We start from the raw sequence: 24,841 nt of genomic DNA on the forward strand, positions 1-24,841 counted from the left end.
AATTGATACATTTAGATTTCTAGCTGTAATACAAACCAATAACAAATCATCATTCTCACAGACTCGGACGATGCCGCGTCCGCCTCCCGCCTCCTCCGCAAAACATGGACACCAATTGCAAAGAACGGACCCCGATGAATCCGGGCTCCATCCCCGTCGCCAATCGCGCTACTCCAGCTTGAAAGCCAGCGTGGTCTGCTGCAGCTGCTCGGCCACCATCGCCAACTCGCGCGTGGCCTGCGAGAACACGTCGACCGCGATGCCGTTCTCCTTGGACATCTGGGCGATGGCCTCGACCCTGCCGGCCAGCTCGGTGCTGGCCTGGCGCTGTTCGCCGACCGCCATTGCGATTTCGTTGATCGCCGATACCACGCCGGCGGCGCGCTCTTCCACCGTGCTGATGGTGGCCGACGCGTTCTCGGCCGCCACCACCACGTCGGCGACGATCTCGCGGCTGCTGCGCATGCCGTCCACCGCCTCTCGCGCGCCTTCCTGGATCTTGCCTATCATATTGGTGATTTCCTGCGCCGAGCTGGTGGTGCGCTCGGCCAGCTTCCTGACCTCGTCGGCGACGACGGCGAAGCCGCGGCCCTGTTCGCCGGCCCCGCGCCGCCTCGATGGCCGCGTTCAAGGCCAGCAGGTTAGTCTGGTCCGCCACGTCCTTGATCACGGTGGCGATGCTGCCTATCTGCTGCGCCTGATCGGACAGCGACTCCAGACTGTCGGCCGAGCTGGCGACGCTCTCGTTGACCCGTTTGACCCGGACGGTCGAGTCCTGCACATCCTTGTTGCCGGCCTTGGCCTGCTGGCCGGCCTCCGCCGCCTGCTCGTTTGCCTGAGTGGCGTTGCTGGCGCACAAGTCTATGCTGACCGTCAGCTCCTCGATCGACGCCGCCGCGCTGGAGGTGGCATTGACCTGCTGGCCTATGCTGGCGCTGACCTCTTCGGTCGACGCCGCCAGCTCCTCCGAAGTGGCGGCGACGCTGGCCGCCGAGCGCACGATCTCGCCGACCGTGCCGCGCAGCCGCTGCTGGGTATCGGCCAGCGAGCGCATCATGTCGGCCACCTCGTCCCTGCCTTGCGGCCGGATCTCGCCGGTCAGATCGCCTCCGCCTATCTTCTCCATCGCCGCGCCGGCGATGCGCAAGCTGCCGACGATGCCGCCCTGAATCGCTAGGCCCAGGCCCAGCAACAGCACCAGACCGATCGCCAGCACCACGATGGCGATGTTCCTCACGTGCTGGTACTGCCCCTGCGCGTCGACCAGTGCCTTGTCGGCCAGCTTGGTGTTGATGTCGGACAGCTCGGTCAGGATGTCGTCGACGGCGGTGAACAGCGGCCGGCACTGCTTGGCCATGATGACCAGCGCCTTCTTGTTGTTCTCGCCGTTGCCGGTGTCGGTATAGCTGAGGTCGCGCACCTGCTTGCACGGCGCCTCCATCGCTTCCCAGGCGGCGTCGAAGCGCTTGAGCGCCTCGACCTCAGGCGGCGTCAGCTCGGTCTTGCGGTACTGGTCGAGAAAACCCTTCATCTTCGCCTCGAACTTGTCGCGATTGGCCTGAACCTGATCCATCTGCGACTTCTCGGACTCCGCGATGAAGCGATAGTCGGAACGACTGACGTAGGCCGCCTGCTTGGCGGCCTGGCCCAGCCAGTGCACCGGCTGCAACATGTTGTCGTGCATGTCGGTAGTCAGCTGGAACATGCTGGAGGCGCCGAAAATGCCGTTGAGGCCGATGATCAGCGCGGCGGCGATGCCGAGAAAGATCAGGCCGAATATTTTCAGCCGGATGCTGAATTGGGAAAGGAATTGAGTCACGCTATGCTCCTGTCTACTTGACTAAGTAGATACACATAGCGTTTTAGTTGAGACTAGGATCAATCACCAAGCATGATTTTCCGCCGCCTCCCGGCGGCGGAACGACCTACGGCTTCAAATCTTTACGGAAAAAGACGCGGCTGTGGCCCGGCGGGTAGTCTTCAAGCTCGCCGAAGCGCCTGTAACCCAGCCCCTCGTAGAAGCCCGGCGCCTGAAAACTGTGGGTGTCCACCCAGGCGCCGACGCAGCCGCGGGCCCGCGCCTCGGCCTCCGCCTCTTCCATCAGCCGGCGTCCCAGCCCCTGGCCGCGCGCGTCGGCTGGCGCCGCCAGCAGCTCGGTGTACTGCCAGCCATAGCGGGTATAGCCCCACAGGCCGCCGACGATTCGCCCCTCGCCGTCCTCCACCTGGATCACCAGCGGCTGGTGATCGCCGGGACCGACTCGCGCATCGTTATAGGCGACCAGCGGGGCGGCGATCGCCGCTCTGGTCCGCGGGTCCGCCACGTCGTTCAACACGGTTCCGTACTGCATAAGTCTTGCTCTTTTTCTCGCTGTCAAAAACTCGTTCAGTCGACGACGATGCCGACGCCGCGACCGCGCGGGTCCGACGCGGTCTCGGTCTTGTCGCCGTCCACCCTCACCGCCTGGATGTCGCCCATGCGCCAGCCCTGGTCCTTCAGCGTGTAGCCCATCGATTTCAGCTCCTCGGCGGCCAGGCCGCCCAGCGGCGCGTATTCGTCGTAGAAGATGGTGTCCTTCGGCAGCAGCTGGTGATGCACCCGCTGCGCGGCCACCGCCTGCTGCAGCGGCAGCTTGAAGTCGTACAGATTGCTCAGCACCTGGAAGATCGAGGTGAAGATGCGCGAGCCGCCGGGCGTGCCTATCACCAGCGTCACCTTGCCGTCGCGGGTGACGATGGTGGGCGCCATCGACGACAGCATGCGCTTGCCCGGCGCGATGGCGTTGGCGTCCTTGCCGACCACGCCGAAGGCGTTGGCGACGCCGGGTTTGGCGCTGAAATCGTCCATCTCGTCGTTCAGCAGAAAGCCCGCGCCCTTGACCACCACGCCGCTGCCGAAGTCGAAATTCAGCGTGTAGGTGTTGGACACCGCGTTGCCCCAGCGGTCGACGATGGAGAAATGCGTGGTCTGGCGGGTCTCCAGCCCCGGCTTGACGTCCGGCGTCGGCGAGATCGAGTCCGGCCGGATCTCGGCGGCGCGGCGCTTCAGATAGGCCGGATCGGTCAGCTCGGCGGTCGGCACCTTGGCGAAATCCGGGTCGCCGAGGTAGTCGGCGCGGTCGGCGAACACCCGCTTCTCGATCTCGGCCAGCAGGTGGATGTAGCGCGCCGAATTCAGCGCCACGCCGGTGAAGTCAGACGCCCGCTGCTGCTTGATCTCCAACAGCTGGGCCAGGGCGATGCCGCCGGAGCTGGGCGGCGGCGCGGTATAGACGGCGTTGCCGCGCCAGTCTATCCGGATCGGCTCGCGCCAGCGCGCGCGGTAGGACCGCAGATCGTCGGCGGTGATCAGGCCCTTGTCGCGCTTCATTTGCGCGATCAACAGCTTGGCGGTGTCGCCGTGGTAGAAATCGAAGGCGCCGTAGCTGGCGATACGCTTCAGCGTCGCCGCCAGCTCGGGCTGGCGGAAAGTCTCGCCGCCCTTCATCTTGCCGAAGTAGTCGGCGAAATTGGTCTTGCCGGCGAACAGCTGCACCGCCTCGCCGCGGTACTGGAACTGCTTGTCGGCCACGGTGAAGCCGTTCTCGGCATAGCCTATCGCCGGCTGCAGCAGCTGCTTCCATTGCAGGCGGCCGAAGCGCTGGTGCGCCTGCCACAGGCCCATCACCGTGCCGGGCACGCCGGCCGCGCGGGCGCCGACCAGGCTCATGCCCGGCACCACCTTGCCGTCCTTGTCCAGATACATGTCGCGGCCGGCGGCCTTAGGCGCCGTTTCGCGGTAGTCGAGGAAATACGGCTTGCCGCCCTGATACAGCGTCATGAAGCCGCCGCCGCCGATATTGCCGGCCTCCGGATAGGTGACGGCCAGCGCGAAGGCAGTGGCCACCGCGGCGTCCACCGCGTTGCCGCCCTCTTTCAGGATGCGCGCCGCCACTTCGGCGCCGTAACGGTCGGGCGACGCCACCGCGCCCTGGCCGGCCCATGCCGGCAGACTCAGCAACAACAAGCCACTCGCCAACGCCTTGCGGAACGGAAAGCCCATCGCACAGCTCCTCAACAAGAAGGACATAGCGTTCTTATGCCATTTGTTGGGCAAATGCGCCAGACATGGCAAGCAAAATCCGCCAATGATCCGGTATCGCGTTGCTTTGCCGTACGAATAGTCCGGCGTTGGCGCCCGGTCCCGCCGGCGCGTCGCGCTTCGCGGCGCCGAAAACCGCTCAGAGCCGCTCCAGCGCCGCGCGCAATTGCCGCACCAGATCGACCGAGGTCTCCCGGCGCGCGTATTCGTCGGCGCCCGGCGGACCCAGGCTGACGCCGGCGCGGCGAAACCGCATGCCGCTCGCCATCTCGGTCCGCGCCGAGGCATGGAACTCGCGACAGCCGGTCGCCCGCGCCAGCCCGGCGATATTGTCGGCGGCGATGCCGGCGCCGGGCATCACCGTCAGCCGCGCGCCGGCCTGCTGCCGGAGGCCGGCCAGCAACGCCGCGCCCTCAGCCGCCGTCGCCGCCTGCCCGGAGCTAAGCAAGCGGTGGCAGCCGGCGGCGATCACATCCTCCAGCGCCCGGCTCGGGTCGCACACCAGGTCGAAAGCCCGATGGAAAGTCACCGCCATCGGCGCGGCCAATTCGACCAGCTGTCGGGTTCTGGCGACGTCGATATCGCCATCAGCGGTCAACAGTCCGATCACCACGCCGTCGACGCCGAGCCGGCGGCAGACGTCGATGTCCCGCGCCATCACCTCGAACTCGGCCGCCGAATACAGAAAATCGCCGCCGCGCGGCCTGACGATGGCGTGCAGCCCAATCTCCAGACGCTCCCGCGCCACCGCCAACATGCCCCAGGACGGCGTGGTGCCGCCCGCCTCCAGGTTGTCGCACAGCTCGACGCGTTGCGCGCCGCCGTCTTGCGCCGCCAGGCACGATGTCAGCGAGCCGGCGCAGATTTCCAGCAGCTTGCCCATTTCAATCTCCTTACTGGACAGACCGCGCGCCGACGCCATGGTGCCCGCGCCGGCAAAAAAAAGACCGCCGGCGGCGGTCTGGGAGAACAACTTGACGGCGTCAGGTGACTTTCAGCCCGCGGCCGGCAAACAGCGCGCGCGCCTGCGCCACCTGCTCCGGGGTGGGGATAGGCGTGTCGTCCAGCTGGTACGCCATGCCCAGCTGCGCCCATTTGTCCTTGCCCAGCTGATGGAAGGGCAGCACTTCCACCCGTTCCACCACATCGCCCAGCCCGGCGACGAAGTCGGCCAGCCGCTCGATGTCGGCGTCGCCGTCGGTCAGGCCGGGCACCAGCACATAGCGTATCCACATCTTCTTGCCCAGCCGCTGCAGGCGCCGGGCGAAGTCCAGCGTCGGCTGCAGCGGCTGGCCGGTCAGGGCCAGGTACTGGTCGGGATCGGAATGCTTGATGTCCAGCATCACCAGATCCACGTCGTCGAACCACTCGTCCGACACGCGCTCGTGCAGGAAACCCTGGGTATCCAGCGCGGTATGCAGGCCGAAGCGTTGCTTGATCGCATGGAACAGCTCGCCGACGAACTCGTGCTGCATCAGCGGCTCGCCGCCGGAAATGGTGACGCCGCCGGCGAACTTGAGGAAGCGGGCGTAGGAAGCGACTTCGGACAGCGCCTGCTCCACCGTGACCTGGCGGCCGTTGTGCAGCTTCCAGGTATCCGGGTTGTGGCAGTACAGGCAGCGGAACTGACAGCCCGAGGTGAAAAACACGAAGCGCATGCCGGGGCCGTCGACGCCGGCGCCGCTCTCGGTGGAATGCAGATAGCCTATGGTGTCGGTACCGACAGCCTGGGCGGTGTGATCGGCGGCGATGGGTGGGGTCATTGCCGTATCTCCGGTGAGTCTTGTGACAAGGCGGGGCGTCCCGTTGAGGAAGCCCCGCCCATTGCTGCTTGAGGCCAGTATCAGCTTACATCTTGCCGTGGAAGGTGCGGTTGATCACGTCCATCTGCTGTTCGCGGGTCAGCTTGATGAAGTTCACGGCGTAGCCCGACACGCGGATGGTCAGCTGCGGGTACAGTTCCGGATGCTCCATCGCGTCCAGCAGGGTCTCGCGCTTGAACACATTGACGTTGACGTGGAAGCCGCCGCCGGCGATATGGCGCTCGCCGCCTTCGCAGTCGAACGGCGTGCAGTTGGCGCTGCTGAACTCGGTCGGGTGGGCGGAGCAGAAGCCGTCCAGGCAGTTGGCCAAGTTCAGGATGCGCTCTTCGGCGGTGTGGCCCAGCGCGTCCGGCGTGGTCGAAGCGGTCCAGCTGATACCGTCCAGCGCGGAGTCGTACGGCAGCTTGGCCACCGAGGCGCCGGCGGCGACAAAGCCCTTCACGTCGCGGCCGTTCATCGGGTTGGCGCCCGGCGAGAACGGTTCGCCGGCGCGACGGCCGTCCGGCGTGTTGCCGGTCTTCTTGCCGTACACCACGTTGGAGGTGATGGTCAGCACCGACTGGGTCGGCTTGGAGTCGCGGTAGAAGTACGGCTGGGCCTTGATCCTGTCCATGAAGGACTGGGTCAGCCACACGGCGATGTCGTCGACGCGGTCGTCGTTGTTGCCGTAGGCCGGGTAGTCGCCGTCTATCTTGTAGTCGACGGCCAGGCCTTCCTCATTGCGGATGATGTGGACCTTGGCGAACTTGACGGCGGACAGCGAGTCGGCGGCCACCGACAGGCCGGCGATGCCGCAAGCCATGGTGCGGATGATGTCGCGGTCGTGCAGCGCCATTTCGATGCGCTCGTAGGCGTACTTGTCGTGCATGTAGTGGATGCAGTTCAGCGCCTTGACGTAGGTGGCGGCCAGCCAGTCCATCATCTTCTCGAACTTCGGCATCAGCTCTTCGTAGGTCAGCACATCGCTGGTGATCGGTTCGAAACCGTGGGCCACCAGCGCGCCGCTCTTCTCGTCGCGGCCGCCGTTGATCGCGTACAGCATGGCCTTGGCCAGGTTGGCGCGGGCGCCGAAGAACTGCATCTGCTTGCCGATCTTCATCGCCGACACGCAGCAGGCGATGCCGTAGTCGTCGCCCCAGTAGGGCAGCATCAGATCGTCGTTTTCGTACTGGATGGCGCTGGTGTCGATGGACACCTTGGCGCAGAAGTTCTTGAAGCCCTGCGGGAAGCGGGTGGACCACAGCACGGTCAGATTCGGCTCCGGCGCCGGACCCAGGTTGTACAGGGTATTCAGGAAGCGGAAACTGTTCTTGCTCACCAGGGTGCGGCCGTCTTCGCCCATGCCGCCGATCGATTCGGTCACCCAGGTCGGATCGCCGGAGAACAGCTGATCGTATTCCGGGGTGCGCAGGAAGCGGACGATGCGCAGCTTGATCACCAGGTCGTCAATCATTTCCTGGGCTTGCGACTCGGTCAGCACGCCGGCGGCGATGTCGCGCTCGATGTAGACGTCCAGGAAGGTGGACACGCGGCCGAAGGACATCGCGGCGCCGTTCTGTTCCTTCACCGCGGCCAGGTAGGCGAAATACACCCACTGCACCGCTTCGCGGGCGTTGGCGGCCGGACGGCCGATGTCGTAGCCGTACTTGGCGGCCATCTGCTTCAACTCGTCCAGCGCGCGGAATTGTTCGGACAGCTCTTCGCGCTGACGCATCACCTCGTCGGTGAAGGCGACGTTGTCCAGCTCATGGAACACTTGCTGGCGCTCGGCGCGCAGGAAGTCGGTGCCGTACAGCGCCACGCGGCGGTAGTCGCCGATGATGCGGCCGCGGCCGTAGGCGTCGGGCAGGCCGGTGATCACGCCGGACTTGCGGCAAGCCATGATTTCCGGGGTGTAGACGTCGAACACGCCCTGGTTGTGGCTCTTGCGATACTTTTCCCAAACTTCCTTGATCACCGGATCCAGCTTGAAGCCGAAGGCCTCCAGGCCGTTCTCGACCATGCGCAGGCCGCCGTTGGGCATGATGGCGCGCTTCAGCGGCGCGTCGGTCTGCAGGCCGACGATCACTTCGTTCGCCTGATCGATGTAGCCGGCGTCGTGCGCGGTGATCGAGGAGCCGCGGTCGGCGGAAACGTCCAGCACGCCCTTGGCGCGTTCCTGCTTCAGCAGCTCGCCCAAGGTATCCCACAGCTTTTTGGTGCGATCGGTCGCGCCGGCCAGGAAGCTGTCGTCGCCTTCGTACGGCTGATAATTCAGCTGGATGAAGTTGCGGACATCGACCTTGCTCTGCCAGTCGCCTGCGACAAAGTCGCGCCACGGGTTGGCTTGGGTAGCATTTTGAGTGATGGCGTCCATCTGGTGCCTCCTTCTTGGCTGAATCCAGCAAGTGTTAGATATTGAACATATCGTACATTCGAATTCGAAAATTTCGCTTGATCTTGGTCAAGTAGCCCATCGCTGCCGGCACGCTTTCCATCGTGCGGCGCAACATGCCCAATGTGTTCAATACCCTTATTTTATTAATGGTTTATAGCAAAATCGGCGCGCTACGCCATGTCCCGCGCCGATGACATTCGAAATCGAACATCCACATGCCGCTCTCCGGCCGGAATGTCTCCCCGGCGCATCAGACCCCCTGCAGCGTGTGGCGTTCCAGCCGGAACACCACCAGGCCGACGCCGATGGCGCCGCCGACGATATTGCCCAGCGTCGCCGGCGCCAGATTGTGCAGGATGTCGCCCCAGCCCAGTCCGGCCATGCCCTGCATCCTGGCCAGCGCGAAGAAGGCCATATTGGCGATGCTGTGCTCGAAGCCGGAGAAGAAGAACACGAACACCAGCAGCATGATGACGATCAGCCGCGCCGCCTCGCTGGACAAGCGCATCGGCACCCACACCGCCAGGCAGATCACCCAGTTGCACAGCACACCCTTCCAGAAGATCTCCAGCGCGGGAGCATGCACCTTGTGCGCCACCACATTGAACAACAGATGCTGGGGCGGCAGCTCGCCCATGCCGCCGGCGCCGGACAGCACCGCGACGAACAGCAGCACGCCGAGCAGATTGCCCAGATAGACCAGCGCCCAGCTGCGCAGCAGATTGCAGCTGCGGCAGCGTCCGCCCAGGCGGCCGACGGTGAAGTACATCACATTGCTGGTGAACAGCTCCACCTTGCAGACGATGATGCTGACCAGGGCCACGCCGAAGAAACCGGCGGTGGCGATGTAGTAGCCGGGCGCGCCGGCGGCGAAGAACACCTGGCCCAGCTTCAGGCTGACGACCAGCACCGCGGCGATCAGCGCGCCGGCCATGCCGGCGCTGAGCAGATAGCGGCCCGGCTCGGACAGCAGCATCCGCTGTTTGCCGGCGGCTTCGTCCAATACATAGGCGAGTGGGGAGGGATGGCTCATATCGTTGTCTTTCCTGGCGGGTGGGCGGACGGCGTGTCGTCGTTCGCATGGCTTGCATATTGTCGAAAATTTTATGTTCGTTTTCGTACAAATGTGTTTGACAACCATCAAGCGACGCCAGGCTTCCCAATCGGGATAAAGCACCGATCGCGATTCGCATGCCCATTCGACTCCGCCAGCGCGACGATCTCCCCGCCCGCCCCTCCCCAGGCAGGCCTGGCGCCCACGGCCGGTTTCGCCGCGCCGCGAGCAAAGGCCTGTCAACCGGGCAAACCCGCGCACGGCAAGCATCCGCGCCGGCGCGCCATCGGTAGACAGCGGGCCCGCAGCGTTGGCGGCACCGCTCCGGCACCCGCCGGCGCCGGCCGATTCCACCGCTCACGCCAAAACGTCAAAATCGAAACAATAAATGTTCATTTTAAGTTTTTTATTTTCTAAACTGAACATTAACACCCTCAAAAACCATCAACCATCACAGCATTCGAACAAGAAAAATCACAAACGAAAATGCCAGATCAGCCGCAGCCTGCCATGAATGGCCTCCGCATCCTGACAGGGGCCACCCCGGCGACGCCTGTCAATTTTTAATTCATTTTCAAATGGTTGCAAACCACTCGAAATCGACGCGTCCCGCCCAGACTGCCATGGCCGCATCGTCGCCGCCGATGCGACAGCCTTGCAGCAAAGCATCAAAATGCCGCCAGAGAGCGCAACTTTCATTCAGAGCAATCGCTCAAAACCAACATTCATGCCGGCAAGCCATCCCATCCGACGCCAAGCAAACGCCAAAACCATTTTCACAACAAATAATCGAAATTTATGGAATTAAATTTCAATAAATTTAACTGTAAAGAACATAAATCCAAATGAATGCCTTTGGATTATTAGCATCGCATAATAAAAAAGGTCAACAGATGTTCGTTTGTTCATTTGGTGACAAATTTATCTTGATTAGAATCAACTGATGTTCTTAAATGTGTTCCTTGTTAAAAACAAAAGCGCTTACGATGGGAAGCAACAAAGCCGAAAACCATCGTCTGTCAACAGGCATAAAGGTCGGCTAGCCGCTTATCTCGCCAGCCCCCGCCGCACGCCGAACAGGCCGGCAAGGGATGACGAACCCGGTAATTGCGAACATTCGTTTTGAAAAGGCACTTCACCATGTCTCAAGCTATCGCCTCCACCGCCCCCCGGTCCGGTTCGTCCGGCTGGTCCAAGCACGACACCGTCTGGATGCTGGGCCTGTACGGCACCGCCATCGGCGCCGGCGTCCTGTTCCTGCCCATCAACGCCGGCATCGGCGGCCTGTGGCCGTTGATGCTGATGGCCGTCCTGGCCCTGCCGCTGACCTTCTTCGCCCACCGCGGCCTGACCCGCTTCGTGCTGTCCGGCAGCAAGGAAGGCGCCGACATCACCGAGGTGGTGGAAGAACACTTCGGCCCGGCCGCCGGCAAGCTGATCACGCTGCTGTACTTCTTCGCCATCTACCCCATCCTGTTGATGTACAGCGTGGCCATCACCAACACCGTGCTGTCCTTCCTGACCCACCAGCTGCACATCGACGTCGGCTCCAGCCTGGCCGTTCGCGCGGTGTTCGCGCTGGCTCTGATCCTGGGCCTGATGTCCATCGTCCGCCTGGGCGGCCAGGTCATCGTCAAGGCGATGAGCATCCTGGTATACCCGTTCGTCGTCGTGCTGATGCTGCTGGCGCTGTACCTGATCCCGCAATGGAGCACCGCGGCCATCGACCAGGCCGGCAGCCTCGGCGACGCGCTGTCCAGCGGCGCCTTCTACAAGACGCTGTGGCTGGCCATCCCGGTGATGGTGTTCTCGTTCAACCACTCGCCCATCATCTCCTCCTTCTCCGTCGACCAGCGCAAGCTGCACGGCGACGACGCCGAGCCGGCCTCCAGCCGCGTGCTGATCCGCGCCCACATGATGATGGTGCTGACCGTGATGTTCTTCGTGTTCAGCTGCGTGTTCAGCCTGAGCCCGGCCGACCTGGCCGCCGCCAAGGCCCAGAACATCTCCATCCTGTCCTACCTGGCCAATCACTTCCAAAACCCGGTGATCGAATGGGTCGCGCCCATCATCGCCATGGTCGCCATCAGCAAGTCCTTCCTGGGCCACTACCTGGGCGCCAAGGAAGGCTTCAACGGCCTGGTGATCAAACAGCTGCGCCAGAGCGGCAAGAGCATAGAATCCGCCAAGCTTGACCGCTGCACCGCCGTGTTCATGATCGTGACCTGCTGGGCCGTGGCCACCTTCAACCCGTCCATCCTCGGCATGATCGAAACGCTGGGCGGCCCGGTGATCGCGATGCTGCTGTTCCTGATGCCGATGTACGCCATCAAGAAGATCCCGGCGATGAAGAAATACGCCGGCCAACCCAGCAATATCTTCGTGACGCTGATCGGCCTGATCGCCATCTCCGCCATCTTCTACGATCTGATCGTCTGATCGTGACCGGACAGGCCGCCCAACGCGGCCTGTCCTCTTTCGGCACCAGCATCAAAGAGGCAGCATCATGTTCAGCATGTCCGATATCTACAAAATCGGCGTGGGTCCGTCCAGCTCCCACACCGTCGGCCCGATGAAGGCCGGCCACCAATTCCTCGGCTCCCTGAAGGAAACCGGCAAATTCAACCAGATCGACCGCGTCCACGTGGACTGCTACGGCTCGCTGGCGCTGACCGGCAAGGGCCACTGCACCGACCAGGCCATCATCCTCGGCCTGGCGGGCAACCTGCCGGACACCGTCGACCCCGACAACAGCGCCGGCCTGATCGCCGACGTCGAGCAAAGCGGCCAGCTGACGCTGGGCCGCACCCACCAGCGCGTGGCCTTCGGCATGGACTTCCATACCGCCAATCTGCCGTTGCACGAAAACGGCATGCAGATCCACGCCTTCGCCGGCGACGAGAAAGTGCTGACCAAGACCTATTACTCGATAGGCGGCGGCTTCATCGTCGACGAAGAACACTTCAATCAATCGAATTGCAGCGACACCCCGGTGCCCTACCACTTCGTCACCGCGCAGCAGCTGATGGACATGTGCGAGGAGACCGGCCTGTCCATCGCCGCGCTGGTGCTGGAAAACGAGAAGGCCTTCCACGACTCCCAGGACATCCAGGCCCATTTCCGCCGCGTGTGGGAAGTGATGCGGGGCAGCATAGAACGCGGCATGCGCACCGAGGGCAATCTGCCCGGCCCGATGCGCATCCCGCGCCGCGCGCCGGCGCTGCACCGGATGCTGACCAGCTCGCTGACGGTGGCCAAAGACCCGATGAGCGTGATGGACTGGGTCAATATGTACGCGATGGCGATGTCCGAGGAAAACGCCGCCGGCGGCCGCGTCGTGACCGCGCCGACCAACGGCGCCTGCGGCATCGTGCCGGCGGTGCTGGCCTACTACGACCACTTCATCCAGCCGCTGGACGACGACAGCTGTCTGCGCTTCTTCCTGTCCTCCGGCGCCATCGGCTGCCTGTTCAAGCTGAACGCGTCGATCTCCGGCGCCGAGGTCGGCTGTCAGGGCGAGGTCGGCGTCGCCTGCTCGATGGCCGCCGCCGGCCTGACCGAGCTGATGGGCGGCAGCCCGTCCCAGGTGTGCATGGCCGCCGAGATCGCGATGGAACACAATCTGGGCCTGACCTGCGACCCGGTCGGCGGCCAGGTGCAAATTCCGTGCATCGAGCGCAACGCGCTGGCGGCGGTCAAGGCGATCAACGCCGCGCGGATGGCGCTGCACCGCGCCAGCAGCCCCAAGGTGTCGCTGGACAAGGTCATCGCCGCGATGTACGAAACCGGCAAGGACATGGACGCCAAATACCGCGAAACCTCCTGCGGCGGCCTGGCCTTGCAGATCAGGGTGGAAGGCAAGCCTATGCAGGATCAGGCGATACGCTGGATCCACGACGCGGCCTGAGCCCGCTCCCCGCGCACGACGCCACCCTCGCGGTGGCGTTTTTTCTCCCGGCTTGCCGCCCGCCCGCGCGCGGCCTAACATGGCGGGCTTCCGCCAAGACACGCCCAGGACCCGCCATCATGAAGCCCGCAGAATTCGCCTTGCTGTTCGATCTGGACGGCACGCTGGCCAATAGCGACCCGCTGCACTACCAGGCCTTTTCCACGCTGCTGGCGGAAAACGGCAAGACGCTGACGCCTGAGCAGTACCACCGCGACATCGTCGGCGGCTCCAACGCCGGCATCATGCGCGCGCTGTTTCCGGAACGGGACCAGGCGACGCACCGCGCGATGGCCGAGCGCAAGGAAGCCCTGTTCCGCGCCTCCGTCACCACGCTGGAACCGACGCCGGGCACGCGCGAACTGTTCGCCTGGGCCGAGCGGCGCGGCTTCCCTATCGCCGTCGTCACCAACGCGCCGCGCGCCAACGCCGAACTGATGCTGGAACGGCTGGACCTGACGTCCCAGGTGGCCGCGCTGGTCATAGGCGAGGAACTGGCGGCGGCCAAGCCCGACCCGCTGCCCTATCTGACCGGCCTCGCCCGCATCGGCGCCCGCGCCGACCGCGCCTGCGCCTTCGAGGACTCGCCATCCGGCATCCGCGCCGCCCGAGCGGCCGGACTGCCCACCTTCGCGCTGCGCTCGGCGCTGCCGGCCGAATCCCTGCTGGCCGCCGGCGCCGACGCCGTGATAGACGACTTCGCCGCGCCCGAGCTGTGGCGCTGGCTGGAGGCCGCGCGCGCCGGCATGCCGGCCTGAGCCAGATCGGGCGGGACTTGGGTGGTAGTACGCTTGCAGTCCCAATGCTTCGACCCCATGCATGTGGGGAGCACCGGAAGCACGTCCATCGGACTGCACGTCAGGTCGACTCATCCCCACGCATGTGGGGAACAGCGGAGAGGCTTGGGCGGGACGCCTTTCCAATCCGGCTCATCCCCACGCACGTGGGGAACACGACGGCGTCATCCACAAGTTCCTCATCGGCGACGGTTCATCCCCACGCACGTGGGGAACACGTTACGGTAACGCCTAATCTCTTTGCCGTTGCCGGTTCATCCCCACGCACGTGGGGAACACGTCACAGCAGCGGCCTCCCGTTGTCGTTGGCAGCGGTTCATCCCCACGTCCGTGGGGAACACCCAGCATGGGTAATGTCTCCAGTGCAGGGGGACGGTTCATCCCCACGTCCGTGGGGAACACACCAATTTCAAATTGCTGATTTTTAAAGAAAAAAAACAACCCTTAAAAACTACCGAATTTTCCGATCAAAAAATAAGCACCTGAATAGCCACATAATACCGTCCGCTGACCGTGAAAAACCATCACCTCACGGCCAACGAAACGACATCGGCATTATCGCTGCGACTCACTTGCCGGCGCAATCTGCCACCCGCAGCAGCCTGGGCGGCTGGCCGGCCAGCTCGGCCAGCAGGCTTTGCGGCGGCAGCGTCCGCTCGCCGTAGACGGCGGCTTCCGTGCCGAAGTTGGCGGTGAGGCGGCTGCCGTCGGCGAAGCGGGTCTGCTGCAGCGTATGCCCGGGATTGAGCCAGACGAAACCGGTGAGCGCCTGGGTGGCCAGTCGCTCGTGCAGCGGACGGAAAGCCCGGTCGGCGCATTGCAGCTGCGGCAGACGGGCCTTGAGGCTGGCGGCGGACAGGTGGAACAGCGGCGGCACGTTGTACAGCCATTGCGCCAGCAGGTTGTCGGCGTAGGCATTGCTGAGTTTCAGGTTGTCGTACAGCCAGTGATTGGTGGTGATCACCGAGCCGTGGAATACCGCCTGGTACAGCGGCAAGCGGTAGCGGGCGCCGAAGTAGAGATCGCGGTACGGCCGCTTCAGCGGCACTTTCTTGAAGAAGGTTTCCGGCTGTTCCGACGGATACCAGCGGCCCAGGAAGTACGGCGACTGCTGGTTCTTCTGCAGATCGGCGTCGCCCCACCCCATCACAGGAACCTGCATGCCGTGGGCGAAGGCGATGCCGCGGCTGGTGGTGGCGTTGCCCATTTCCGACCCCACCGGCAACTGATAGGCATCCGCCACCCATTGCATCGATTTTTCATAGCCGGCGGCCATCTCGGCCTTGCCGGTGCGACGGCCCGGCTCATAATCGTCGAACACCATGCCGGTGGCGTAGGCGTCCAGAAACCAGCTATTGAAACCGGCGGCGGCATGCAGCGCGCGGGTGCGTTGTTTCAAGGTATCGCGCACGCAGTCCGGGTTGGTGTAATAGCCGGACTGCTGAAATCCGGCCTTCTTCTTGCCGCTGGCCAGCGTGACGCCGCACTGCCGGTAGACGGCCTCGCCCTGCTGAGCGGTGAGCCAGTCCTCGCGATAAGCCGGCTTCAACGCGGTTTCGTAGGAGTCGTAGGCGGTCACCAGATAACCGGCGTCGACGCCCGCCTTCACCGCCCGCGGCTGCCACAGGCCGCCCTCCCAGTTGTCCGCGCCCAGCCACAGCCGTTTGAGGCCGGCCGCCTGCAAGGCATCGATGGTCTTGCGCGACAGGCCGCCGCCCCAGCGCGACGCGTCCGGCCTTAGCGCCGGGCCGAACAGCGCCTCCACCAGCGCGCGCAGCCGCAGATAGGGCGCGGCCATTCTGTTCCAGTCCGGCTTCTTGCCCAGCCAGCCGGCGCGGGCCTCGGCGGTCAAGGCCTGGTTGACGGCTTCCATCACTACCCGCTGCTGGTAATGGTCCGGCTTGGCTCCCGCCTGGCGCAGCGCGGCGCCCGCCTCTGAGTCGAAACGGCCCCGCAGCTTGACGGCCAGCGGATCGGTCCCACGCAACAGCGTCAGGAAGGCCGGCCAGTCGCGCACGTCGGACGCATCCAGCAGATTATTGCCCCACAGATAGACATGGCTGGCGCCGATCAGCTTGGCGGTGTCCGGCTGCGCCTTGATCTTGTCGGCCAGCGTTTGATAATGCCCCTCGTCGATCAGCCATTGCCGATAACGCTGCGCGCCGGCCAGCGGATTGTTGTCGGCCAGCCGCAGCAGCAGCGTCATCGGCCGCTTCTGGTTCAGCGGATTGAATTCGTGGCTCAGCTTCAAGGCCAGGCCCTGGCCTTCGGCGCGAACGGCCAGCCGGTTGTTGAACGGCTCCAGCAGCAGCCAGTGCAGGCTGCGCCGGCCGTAGTCCATGCCCCACAGCGGCAGGCTGAGACTTTCCGAGGTGTCCAGGCCGTCGCCGGCGAAACCGGGCAGGAAATCGCGCCACAGCTTGCTGCCGGCCGGGATGTAGCTGCCCTCGGCCAAGGGCAGCAGAAGACCCTTGCCCATCGCCGACGCCGGCTGGTTCAGCAGATCCACCGTGCCCGGCACGTCCGCATTCAGCGTCAGCGTCAAATCCCTGCCGTTCAGCCTGGCCTGCCAACGGTAGCGGCCATCGTCCCACCGCCAATCGGCCGACTGTCCATCCTGCCTCAGCGCGGATACCTTGCGGCCGGGCACGCCTGTCGACAACTGCCGCGCCGGCTCGCCCGCCGCCGTCACGGTCAGCGCCAGCGTGGCCGGCTCCAGTTCCACCGTCCAGTCCGGGTTCTGCAACACCAGCCCGGCCCAGGCCGGCAGCGGCAGGCCCAGCGCCGCGACCAGCGGCAATACGCACGCAAAATGCTTCATTCCTTTTCCCGCAATCGCTTCATCTAAAGTGGGGCCATTGCAACGCAAACGGGAAAGGCGATTGTCAGGATAATGTCAGAACTGGCTCAGCGGCGCGGCGACGCGGTGGATCTGGCGGACCGCGATGGGGCCGCGGAACTCGGCGCGCAGCAGCGACACGCTGGCCCACAATTTGCGCCCATCCTGCCCCGCCGGCCAGCGCAGCGCCTGGCCCAGCTCGCGCCGCCGCCACCAACGCAATGCGAAATCCGGCTGCGACAGCAGCGCCTGCTCCAGCCAGGGCCGCGGACAGGCGGGCGGCTGGGCAGGCGGATGCGGCTCCAGCTTGCGGCCATCGCGCCGCAGCCAGTCCCGCGCGGCCATGCCGGACAGCGACAAGTCCTGCCGCCAGATCTGGCCGCCGCTTTGCACGGTCAGCCGGTAGACGCCGGGCGGCAGGACAGCGGCCTGGTCCTCGCTTTCCAGCTCGAACTGCCGGCCGTCGTAACGCGTCTTGGCACCGGCCAACAGTTCGCGGCCATCGGGCAGCCTCAGCGACCAGCGCAGGTCGCGCCGCGGGCTGACGCCGTTCAGCCTGACGTTGTAGACGCGGCTGAGCGGGATGTCGCGCTGGATCAGATCCAGCTCCAGGTCTCCCAGCCACGCGGGCGGCGCAGCCGGCGCGTCGCGGCCACATTGGCCGGACGCCAGCTCGCGCTGCAATGCCAGCCAGGCCTGATGCTGGGCGGCGCCGGACATCGAGCCGCCCAGCGCGTCCAGCTGGCGCCAGGCGCCGGCGCGATCGCCGGAGAACAGCGCATGGTAGGCTGGTTCCAGCGGCGTGGCCGGCAGCAGCGGCGCGGCGGCCGCCTGCGCCGCCCAAGCCAGGGTGAGCCAAAACGCCGGCCTCACGCCCCACCCTCGCACAGCCGGTAGCCGACGCCGCGCACCGTTTCTATCCGGATGTCGGGCAGCTTCTGCCGCAGTTGCAGCACATGGGTATCCACGGTGCGGGTGGACGGGAAATGCTGGTAACCCCATACCTGGTTCAACAGCTCGTCGCGGGTGAACACCCGGCCCGGCATCCGCGCCAGCATCGCCAGCAAATCGAACTCGGTGCGGGTCAGCGCCACCTCGCCACCGCGCCAGGCCGCCGCCTGTCTGGCTGGAAACAGGCTGAGATCGCCGCAGGCCAGCTGCCCCTCGCCCAGCGGCCGCAACTGGGCGCGCACCCGGGCCAGCAGCTCGACGTGGGCGAAGGGCTTACTCAGATAGTCGCGCGCGCCGGCCTCCAGGCCAGCCACCCGGTCGTCCAGCTCCACCCGGGCGGTCAGCACGATCACCGGCAGCGCCTTCAACGCCAGCCATTGCGGCAGCAGGCGCAACGAGTCGCCATCCGGCAACTGGCGGTCCAGAATCGCCAGTTCGGCCTGCCGCCAGTGGGCGGCCACCTCGCCGCCATCGCGCAGCCACAGACAATCGTAGCCCTGCTGTTGCAGGAACTGGCGCAGGCCCGCGCCCAGCTCGGCGTCGTCTTCAATCAGCAATATCGTCACACGGCAACTCCAGCGCGAATGTGGTCGGCGGCCCTTCCAGCGCCAGCCGCCCGCCCAGCCTTTTGATCACCCGCCGCACGATGGCCAGGCCCAGCCCCATGCCGGCATTAGCGCCAAGCTCGCGCCGCAGCAGCGACAGCCGGTAGCGCGGCAACGCGCCGCCGTCGCTCACCGCCAGCCGCAGCCAACCCTTTTCCCAGCAGGCCAGGATGCGGACCGGCGGGCGGCCGTGCTGGCGCGCGTTGCGCAACAGATTGTCCAGGCACAGGCCCAGCCAGTAGACGGGCAGATTCAGCTTTCTATCCTGATCCAGACAGTAGGTCGCCCCGTGGCGTTCCGCGACGCTGTCCAGCCACTCAGATAACGACAGCGGCTGCGGCGCCTCCAGCCGGCCGTCCGCCGCCAGGTAGTGGCGGCTGGCGTCGGCCAGCTGGCGCAACCTGAGCACGCCGTCGGCCAGCCGGCCGAAACCCTGCTGCGCGTCCGGCGGCAAGTGGTCGAAACCGGAGCGGAAGTCCTCCACCACATTTCCGAGGCCTGCGATGGGCGTGCGCAATTCGTGGGTGAGCATTTGCAGCACGAAGCGCCGCTCCCGCTCCAGCCTGCGGCGCTGCAGCCAGCCGTAAGCCAGCACGCCGGCCGCCGCCAGCAGCGAGAAGCCGGCCAGCGCGCGCCACCAGCGCGGAGATGGCGGCAGGGGCCGCGCGCAGATCCGGCCCAGCGGCTGCGGACAGGCGTCGCCATCGGCCAGTGGACTCAGCGCCAAACCGGCCTCGTCCGCCAGCGGCCGCCATTGCTCGGCGCCATAGCGGCGCCACGACGCGCCGTCGCGCCACCACAGCGCGCCGTCGTCCAGCAGCCAGCGCTCGCCGGACAGCAGCGCGGCCAGGTTGTCGTCCCCCAGCTTGCCGATGCCGGCAAAGGCCGCCGGCCGTTCGCGCAAGTGCAGATAGGGTTGCAAGACGGACGCGGCATCCGGATGGCGCTGCAGATAGTGCCAGGCATAGCTGCCGCCCAGCGGGTGGATGGTGTGCGCGGCGAACCAGCCCGGCGGCAACGTCTCGCCGTCGCACAGCGCGCGCTCGAAACGCAGCAGGTCCGCCGGCAGCGCCGGCCACGGCGCGCCGCATTGGCCGCGGTGGCGGTACAGCGCCTGCAAGGCGGCGAGCGGGAACGAGTCCAGCGTCGGATATAAAGAGCCCGGCCGCAGCAAGGCGGCGTCCAGCTGCTGCAAGGCGGCCACCGGGGCCTCAGCCTGCGGACGCGCGGCGCGCAGCGATGCCTGCAGCGCGGCGACGTCGGCGCGGGCGGGCAGGCAGAAAGCGATCAGGAACAGGGCGAAAAGGCGCGGCATGGCTGGATTATAAGGCCGTCCCGCCCGCCCCGCGCCAGGCAGGAAGCAAGGGCCGGGGCTTCCGTGCTAAGCTGCCGGCGTTTGCTCATCCATCGTTTCGCCTCATGCCACCACGCAGCTGGGATATCTTCTGTACCGTCATCGACAACTACGGCGACATCGGCGTCGCCTGGCGTCTGGCGCGCCGGCTGGCGCACGACTGCGGCCACGCGGTGCGGCTATGGGTCGACGACCTGGCCAGCTTCGCCCGCATCGCGCCGGGACTGGACCCGGCGCTGCCGCGACAGACGCTGGCCGGCATCGACATCCGCCACTGGCCGCAGACGGATTTTCCGGCCGACATCGTCCCTGCCGACACGGTGATCGAGGCCTTCGGTTGCCGGCTGCCGGACGGCTTCGAGGTCGCGATGGCGGCGCGGGCGGTCAAGCCGGCGTGGATCAATCTGGAATACCTGTCGGCCGAGGACTGGACCCGCGACTGCCACAAACTGCCGTCGCCCCACCCCAGGCTGCCGCTGACCAAACACTTTTTCTTCCCCGGTTTCGACCCCGCCAGCGGAGGACTAATCTGCGAGGACGGGCTGATGGACGCGCGGACCGCCTGGCAGGCTGACGAAGCGGCGCAAGACGCCTACTGGCGCCGCCGCGGCCTGCCGCCTCGCGCAGATGGCGAGCTGCGCGTCAGCCTGTTCGCCTATCACAACCCGGCGGCGGCCACGCTGCTGCAAGCGTGGGCCGACGGCTCGCAGCCGGTGCGCTGCCTGGTGCCGGAGGGCAAGGTGCTGCCCGACGTCGCCGGCCTGTTCGGCCATGCGCTGCAAGCCAGCGACCATGTCCGGCTGGGCAAGCTGGACGTCCACGTGCTGCCGCTGAGCGATCAGGACGACTACGACCGCCTGCTGTGGAGCTGCGATTTCAACTGCGTACGCGGCGAGGACAGCCTGGTGCGCTCGCAATGGGCGGCGCGGCCTATGCTGTGGCATATCTACCCGCAGGACGACGAGGCCCACATCGCCAAGCTGGAAGCTTTCCTGGCTCAATACTGCGCCGGCCTGCCGGCGGACATGGCCGCCGCGCTGCGCGCGCTGAACCTGGCCTGGAACCGCGACGGCGACATCGCCGCCGCCTGGCGTGACGCCGCGCCCTGGCTGCCGGCATGGCGCGCACATGCGACAAACTGGCAACAGCATCTGCTGAAAGACGGCGATCTCGCGGCCAGACTGCTGCACTTCATCGGCGAAATCGGCTAGAATGCCGTGTTTTGTCGGGAATCTTTCCCGGCTTCAATCAAGAGTTTGGGATTAGACAAGCATGAAAACCGCACAAGAACTGCGCGCTGGTAATGTATTCATGGTCGGCAGCGACCCGATGGTTGTTCAGAAGGCTGAATTCAGCAAGTCCGGCCGTAACGCCTCCGTCGTCAAGATGAAGATGAAGAACCTGCTGACCGGCGCCGGCAGCGAAGCCGTATACCGCGCGGACGACAAGTTCGACGTGGTGGTGCTGGATCGCAAGGATTGCACCTACTCCTACTTCGCCGACCCGATGTACGTGTTCATGGACACCGAATTCAATCAGTACGAAGTGGAAGCCGACAACCTGGGCGACACGCTGAACTTCATCGTCGACGGCATGGAAGACATCTGCCAGGTCACTTTCTACGATGGCAAGGCCATCTCCGTGGAACTGCCGACCACCGTCGTCCGCGAAGTGGAATACACCGAGCCGGCCGTGCGTGGCGATACCTCGGGCAAAGTGCTGAAGCCGGCCCGCCTGGTTGGCACCACGTTCGAAGTTCAGGTTCCGGCCTTCGTCAACACCGGCGAAAAGATCGAAATCGACACCCGCACCAACGAATTCAAGAAGCGCGCCTAAGCCTTCCGGATTGTTGTGCCGAAAAAAGCGCCCCATGGGGCGCTTTTTTGTTTCCGGACACGGCAAGGCCCGATCGGAATCCCATCCCCACGCACGTGGGGAACACGATCGCCAGTGAGCTGGCGAGCATGACGGACTCGGTTCATCCCCACGCACGTGGGGAACACTGAGCCTCGTCGATGATGGCGAGGCGAGGGGCCGGTTTATCCCCACGCACGTGGGGAACACACCAAATTCAAATCACTGATTTTTAAAGATAAAAATCCACCTCAAAAATCTACCGATTTTTCTACCCGCAAAACGCCGCTCAAATCCCCCATCAACACACCGCCCGCCTCGCTAGAATCACGGCTTTCGTCAGCAGCCAAAACCGCAGACGGCAAACGGCGGACATCATTGCTTGCGAATAGCGGGGGCGAGCCCGGCCAAGCTCCGTCGGGCAATAAAACCCCATCAGCATACCAACGCAAACCGCCGCCCGGCCGCTTTTTTCATGCCTGCCGCCAACTGGTATACTGTTTTCCCGCTCTATCCCGTCCGAACCGCGCCATGTCCGATCTTTTCTCCGTCGAACCGCAAAAACCGCTGGCCGAGGCCTTGCGTCCGCAGGCGCTCGATCAGGTGATAGGCCAGCAGCATCTGATCGGCCCGGACAAGCCGCTGAGCCTGGCCGTCGTGTCCGGCAAGCCACACTCGATGATATTGTGGGGCCCCCCCGGCGTAGGCAAGACCACGCTGGCGCGCATCCTGGCGGCCAGCTTCGACGCCGAGTTCATTCCGATCTCGGCGGTGTTCGCCGGCGTCAAGGACATCCGCGAGGCGGTGGAACGCGCCAATGCCGTGCTGCAGCGCTCCGGCCGGCGCACCATCCTGTTCGTCGACGAGGTGCACCGCTTCAACAAGAGCCAGCAGGACGCCTTCCTGCCCTTCGTCGAATCGGGCCTGGTCACCTTCATCGGCGCCACCACCGAGAACCCGTCGTTCGAGGTCAACTCGGCGCTGTTGTCGCGCGCCCAGGTCTATGTGCTGAACAGCCTGAGCGAGGACGAGCTGAAGCGATTGTTCGAGCGGGCGCGGACCGAGGGCGCGCTGGACGGGCTGAATTTCGCCGACGCGGCGGTCTCGACGCTGACCGGCTACGCCGACGGCGACGCCCGCCGTTTCCTGAACCTGCTGGAGCAAACCCGCACCGCTGCGCAGGCGCGCGGCATCGCCGATATCGACGCCGCCTTCCTCGAAGACGTGCTGACGCTGAACGCCCGCCGCTTCGACAAGGGAGGCGACGCCTTCTACGACCAGATCTCGGCGCTGCACAAATCGGTGCGCGGCTCCAATCCGGACGCGGCGCTGTACTGGCTGTGCCGGATGCTGGACGGCGGCGCCGACCCGCGCTATCTGTCGCGCCGCATCGTGCGCATGGCCTGGGAGGATATCGGCCTGGCCGATCCGCGCGCGATGCAGATCGCCAACGACGCCGCCGCCACCTACGAGCGGCTGGGCAGTCCGGAGGGCGAACTGGCGCTGGGACAGGCGGTGATTTATCTGGCGGTCGCCGCCAAGAGCAACGCCGGCTACCAGGCGTATAATGAGGCCCGCGCCTTCGTCAGGCAGGACAAGTCGCGGCCGGTGCCGGTACACTTGCGCAATGCGCCCACCCGGCTGATGAAGGAACTGGGCTACGGCCACGCCTACCGCTACGCGCACGACGAGCCCCATGGCTACGCCGCCGGCGAGACCTATTTGCCGGAGGGCCTGGACGATATCGAGTGGTACCGCCCGGTGCCGCGCGGGCTGGAAGGCAAGATTCAGGATAAACTGGCTTTTTTGCGCCGGCTGGACGCCGACGCGCAGCAGAATACCGATAGTGAAAAATAGGAATAACCATGCTCGACATCAATCTGCTTCGTAACGACATCGAAGCCGTAGCCGCCCGTCTGGCGGCCCGCGGATACGCCCTGGACACCGCAGCCTTCAATCAGCTGGAAGCCGAGCGCAAGTCTCTGCAATCCCGGATGCAGGAGCTGCAGGCCAAACGCAACGCCACCTCCAAGCAGATCGGCATCGCCAAGAGCAAGGGTGAGGATGTCTCCGCCATCATGGCCGAAGTGGCCACGCTGGGCGACGAGCTGAAGGCCGCCGAACAAGGCTTCGACGGTGTGCAGGGCAAGCTGGACGCCTGGCTGATGTCCATCCCCAACCTGCCGCACGAATCGGTGCCGGCCGGCAAGGACGAGGCGGACAATGTGGAAGTGCGCCGCGTCGGCGTGCCGCGCCAGTTCGATTTCGAAGCGAAGGACCACGTAGACGTCGGCACCCCGCTGGGCCTGGATTTCGACACCGGCGCCAAATTGTCCGGCGCCCGCTTCACCGTGCTGAAGGGCGACATCGCCCGCCTGCACCGCGCGCTGGCCCAGTTCATGCTGAACACCCATACCGGCGATCACGGCTATCAGGAACACTACACCCCGTACATCGTCAACGACAGCGCGCTGCTTGGCACCGGCCAGCTGCCCAAGTTCGCCGACGACATGTTCAAGGTGACCCGCGGCGGCGACGAGAGCGCCGTGCCGCAATACCTGATCTCCACGTCCGAAGTGACGCTGACCAATACCGTCGCCGACACCATTCTGCAGGCCGACGAGCTGCCGAAGAAGATGACCGCGCACTCGCCGTGCTTCCGCTCCGAAGCCGGCAGCTACGGCCGCGACACCCGCGGCATGATCCGCCAGCACCAGTTCGACAAGGTCGAGATGGTGCGCGTCGAGAAGCCGGAAGACTCCTACGCCGCGCTGGAAGAGATGGTGGGCCACGCCGAGAACATCCTGAAGGCGCTGGAACTGCCGTACCGCGTGATCACGCTGTGCACCGGCGACATGGGCTTCGGCTCGGCCAAGACCTACGATCTGGAAGTCTGGCTGCCGGCGCAGAACACCTACCGCGAAATCAGTTCCTGCTCCAATATGGGCGATTTCCAGGCCCGCCGGATGAAGGCGCGCTACAAGGACGAAAACGGCAAGAACCAACTGGTGCACACGCTGAACGGCTCCGGCCTGGCGGTGGGCCGCACGCTGGTGGCGGTGCTGGAGAACTACCAGCACGCCGACGGCAGCGTCACCATCCCGACCGTGCTGCGCCCCTACATGGGCGGCAAGGACAAGATAGGCGGCTGATCGCCGCC

Annotated in this window: 19 protein-coding genes and 1 pseudogene; 7 read left to right on the forward strand and 13 right to left on the reverse strand. The window is 65.2% G+C overall.

What is annotated here, in order from left to right; translation table 11 throughout:
- Positions 1-168: 168 nt before the first annotated feature.
- The 9 genes and pseudogenes from CXB49_RS24480 to CXB49_RS23630 form a co-directional block, all read right to left on the reverse strand.
- On the reverse strand, positions 169-552 hold the full coding sequence (locus CXB49_RS24480; RefSeq protein WP_369826583.1) for a hypothetical protein: 384 nt from the start codon (positions 550-552) through the stop codon (positions 169-171).
- A 61-nt stretch (positions 553-613) separates the two neighbouring features.
- A pseudogene (locus CXB49_RS23625) lies at positions 614-1,819 on the reverse strand (methyl-accepting chemotaxis protein); the annotation flags it as partial.
- Between the two features lie 106 nt (positions 1,820-1,925).
- Complete coding sequence (locus CXB49_RS15360; protein WP_101709218.1) at positions 1,926-2,351, reverse strand: N-acetyltransferase; 426 nt, start codon at positions 2,349-2,351, stop codon at positions 1,926-1,928.
- 35 nt (positions 2,352-2,386) lie between these two features.
- Entirely contained in the window at positions 2,387-4,042 is a 1,656-nt protein-coding gene (gene ggt, locus CXB49_RS15365) for a gamma-glutamyltransferase (RefSeq protein WP_101709219.1), read from the reverse strand.
- A gap of 178 nt (positions 4,043-4,220) precedes the next feature.
- Positions 4,221-4,964, reverse strand: a complete 744-nt coding sequence (locus tag CXB49_RS15370; protein ID WP_101710730.1) for a copper homeostasis protein CutC — start codon at positions 4,962-4,964, stop codon at positions 4,221-4,223.
- A gap of 100 nt (positions 4,965-5,064) precedes the next feature.
- Complete coding sequence (gene pflA, locus CXB49_RS15375) at positions 5,065-5,844, reverse strand: pyruvate formate-lyase-activating protein (RefSeq protein WP_101709220.1); 780 nt, start codon at positions 5,842-5,844, stop codon at positions 5,065-5,067.
- An 85-nt stretch (positions 5,845-5,929) separates the two neighbouring features.
- Positions 5,930-8,260 carry a formate C-acetyltransferase gene (pflB, locus tag CXB49_RS15380; protein WP_101709221.1) on the reverse strand — a complete coding sequence of 777 codons (2,331 nt, stop codon included), beginning with the start codon at positions 8,258-8,260 and terminating at the stop codon, positions 5,930-5,932.
- 271 nt (positions 8,261-8,531) lie between these two features.
- Entirely contained in the window at positions 8,532-9,314 is a 783-nt protein-coding gene (locus CXB49_RS15385) for a formate transporter FocA (RefSeq protein ID WP_158300893.1), read from the reverse strand.
- A gap of 495 nt (positions 9,315-9,809) precedes the next feature.
- Complete coding sequence (locus CXB49_RS23630; protein ID WP_158300894.1) at positions 9,810-10,034, reverse strand: hypothetical protein; 225 nt, start codon at positions 10,032-10,034, stop codon at positions 9,810-9,812.
- A gap of 441 nt (positions 10,035-10,475) precedes the next feature.
- Between CXB49_RS23630 and CXB49_RS15390 the strand changes: the two genes are divergently transcribed.
- From CXB49_RS15390 to CXB49_RS15400, 3 genes are all read left to right on the forward strand, one after another.
- Positions 10,476-11,774, forward strand: coding sequence for an HAAAP family serine/threonine permease (locus tag CXB49_RS15390; RefSeq protein WP_101709223.1), 1,299 nt, complete (start codon positions 10,476-10,478; stop codon positions 11,772-11,774).
- A 64-nt stretch (positions 11,775-11,838) separates the two neighbouring features.
- A complete protein-coding gene (locus CXB49_RS15395; protein ID WP_369826584.1) occupies positions 11,839-13,242 on the forward strand; it encodes an L-serine ammonia-lyase in 1,404 nt (467 codons plus the stop codon).
- A 119-nt stretch (positions 13,243-13,361) separates the two neighbouring features.
- Positions 13,362-14,039, forward strand: a complete 678-nt coding sequence (locus tag CXB49_RS15400) for an HAD family phosphatase (protein WP_101709225.1) — start codon at positions 13,362-13,364, stop codon at positions 14,037-14,039.
- Positions 14,040-14,646: 607 nt separating this feature from the next.
- Here the strand turns inward: CXB49_RS15400 and CXB49_RS15405 are convergent.
- The 4 genes from CXB49_RS15405 to CXB49_RS15420 form a co-directional block, all read right to left on the reverse strand.
- Positions 14,647-16,899 (reverse strand): glycoside hydrolase, encoded by a 2,253-nt coding sequence (locus CXB49_RS15405; protein ID WP_101709226.1) that lies wholly within the window; start codon positions 16,897-16,899, stop codon positions 14,647-14,649.
- Between the two features lie 75 nt (positions 16,900-16,974).
- Entirely contained in the window at positions 16,975-17,790 is an 816-nt protein-coding gene (locus tag CXB49_RS15410) for a DUF2861 family protein (RefSeq protein WP_158300895.1), read from the reverse strand.
- Entirely contained in the window at positions 17,787-18,434 is a 648-nt protein-coding gene (locus CXB49_RS15415; protein WP_233492823.1) for a response regulator transcription factor, read from the reverse strand. The genes CXB49_RS15410 and CXB49_RS15415 overlap by 4 nt, the downstream gene beginning before the upstream one ends.
- Positions 18,415-19,788, reverse strand: a complete 1,374-nt coding sequence (locus CXB49_RS15420) for a DUF3404 domain-containing protein (protein ID WP_101709229.1) — start codon at positions 19,786-19,788, stop codon at positions 18,415-18,417. Before CXB49_RS15420 ends, CXB49_RS15415 begins: the two co-directional genes overlap by 20 nt.
- Before the next feature lie 104 nt (positions 19,789-19,892).
- Between CXB49_RS15420 and earP the strand changes: the two genes are divergently transcribed.
- The 4 genes from earP to serS all read left to right on the forward strand — a co-directional run bounded on the left by earP (position 19,893) and on the right by serS (position 24,833).
- Positions 19,893-21,038, forward strand: a complete 1,146-nt coding sequence (gene earP / locus CXB49_RS15425) for an elongation factor P maturation arginine rhamnosyltransferase EarP (RefSeq protein ID WP_101709230.1) — start codon at positions 19,893-19,895, stop codon at positions 21,036-21,038.
- A 61-nt stretch (positions 21,039-21,099) separates the two neighbouring features.
- Positions 21,100-21,663, forward strand: a complete 564-nt coding sequence (efp, locus tag CXB49_RS15430) for an elongation factor P (protein ID WP_031296347.1) — start codon at positions 21,100-21,102, stop codon at positions 21,661-21,663.
- Between the two features lie 549 nt (positions 21,664-22,212).
- Entirely contained in the window at positions 22,213-23,538 is a 1,326-nt protein-coding gene (locus tag CXB49_RS15435; protein ID WP_101709231.1) for a replication-associated recombination protein A, read from the forward strand.
- An 8-nt stretch (positions 23,539-23,546) separates the two neighbouring features.
- The gene (gene serS / locus CXB49_RS15440; RefSeq protein WP_101709232.1) at positions 23,547-24,833 is read left to right on the forward strand and encodes a serine--tRNA ligase; all 1,287 of its coding nucleotides are present in this window, start codon (positions 23,547-23,549) and stop codon (positions 24,831-24,833) included.
- The last annotated feature ends 8 nt before the right edge of the window (positions 24,834-24,841 follow it).

This window comes from Chromobacterium sp. ATCC 53434 (assembly GCF_002848345.1).
Classification (GTDB): Bacteria; Pseudomonadota; Gammaproteobacteria; order Burkholderiales; family Chromobacteriaceae; genus Chromobacterium.

Bases quoted from the DNA above. Each gene is read 5' to 3' on its own strand.
- pflB (WP_101709221.1), bottom strand. From the start codon at position 8,260: ATGGACGCCATCACTCAAAATGCTACCCAAGCCAACCCGTGGCGCGAC.
- efp (WP_031296347.1), top strand. From the start codon at position 21,100: ATGAAAACCGCACAAGAACTGCGCGCTGGTAATGTATTCATGGTCGGC.
- CXB49_RS15435 (WP_101709231.1), top strand. From the start codon at position 22,213: ATGTCCGATCTTTTCTCCGTCGAACCGCAAAAACCGCTGGCCGAGGCC.
- ggt (WP_101709219.1), bottom strand. From the start codon at position 4,042: ATGGGCTTTCCGTTCCGCAAGGCGTTGGCGAGTGGCTTGTTGTTGCTG.
- CXB49_RS15370 (WP_101710730.1), bottom strand. From the start codon at position 4,964: ATGGGCAAGCTGCTGGAAATCTGCGCCGGCTCGCTGACATCGTGCCTG.
- CXB49_RS15390 (WP_101709223.1), top strand. From the start codon at position 10,476: ATGTCTCAAGCTATCGCCTCCACCGCCCCCCGGTCCGGTTCGTCCGGC.
- serS (WP_101709232.1), top strand. From the start codon at position 23,547: ATGCTCGACATCAATCTGCTTCGTAACGACATCGAAGCCGTAGCCGCC.
- pflA (WP_101709220.1), bottom strand. From the start codon at position 5,844: ATGACCCCACCCATCGCCGCCGATCACACCGCCCAGGCTGTCGGTACC.
- CXB49_RS15385 (WP_158300893.1), bottom strand. From the start codon at position 9,314: ATGAGCCATCCCTCCCCACTCGCCTATGTATTGGACGAAGCCGCCGGC.
- earP (WP_101709230.1), top strand. From the start codon at position 19,893: ATGCCACCACGCAGCTGGGATATCTTCTGTACCGTCATCGACAACTAC.
- CXB49_RS15360 (WP_101709218.1), bottom strand. From the start codon at position 2,351: ATGCAGTACGGAACCGTGTTGAACGACGTGGCGGACCCGCGGACCAGA.
- CXB49_RS23630 (WP_158300894.1), bottom strand. From the start codon at position 10,034: ATGAAAGTTGCGCTCTCTGGCGGCATTTTGATGCTTTGCTGCAAGGCT.
- CXB49_RS15405 (WP_101709226.1), bottom strand. From the start codon at position 16,899: ATGAAGCATTTTGCGTGCGTATTGCCGCTGGTCGCGGCGCTGGGCCTG.
- CXB49_RS15400 (WP_101709225.1), top strand. From the start codon at position 13,362: ATGAAGCCCGCAGAATTCGCCTTGCTGTTCGATCTGGACGGCACGCTG.
- CXB49_RS15420 (WP_101709229.1), bottom strand. From the start codon at position 19,788: ATGCCGCGCCTTTTCGCCCTGTTCCTGATCGCTTTCTGCCTGCCCGCC.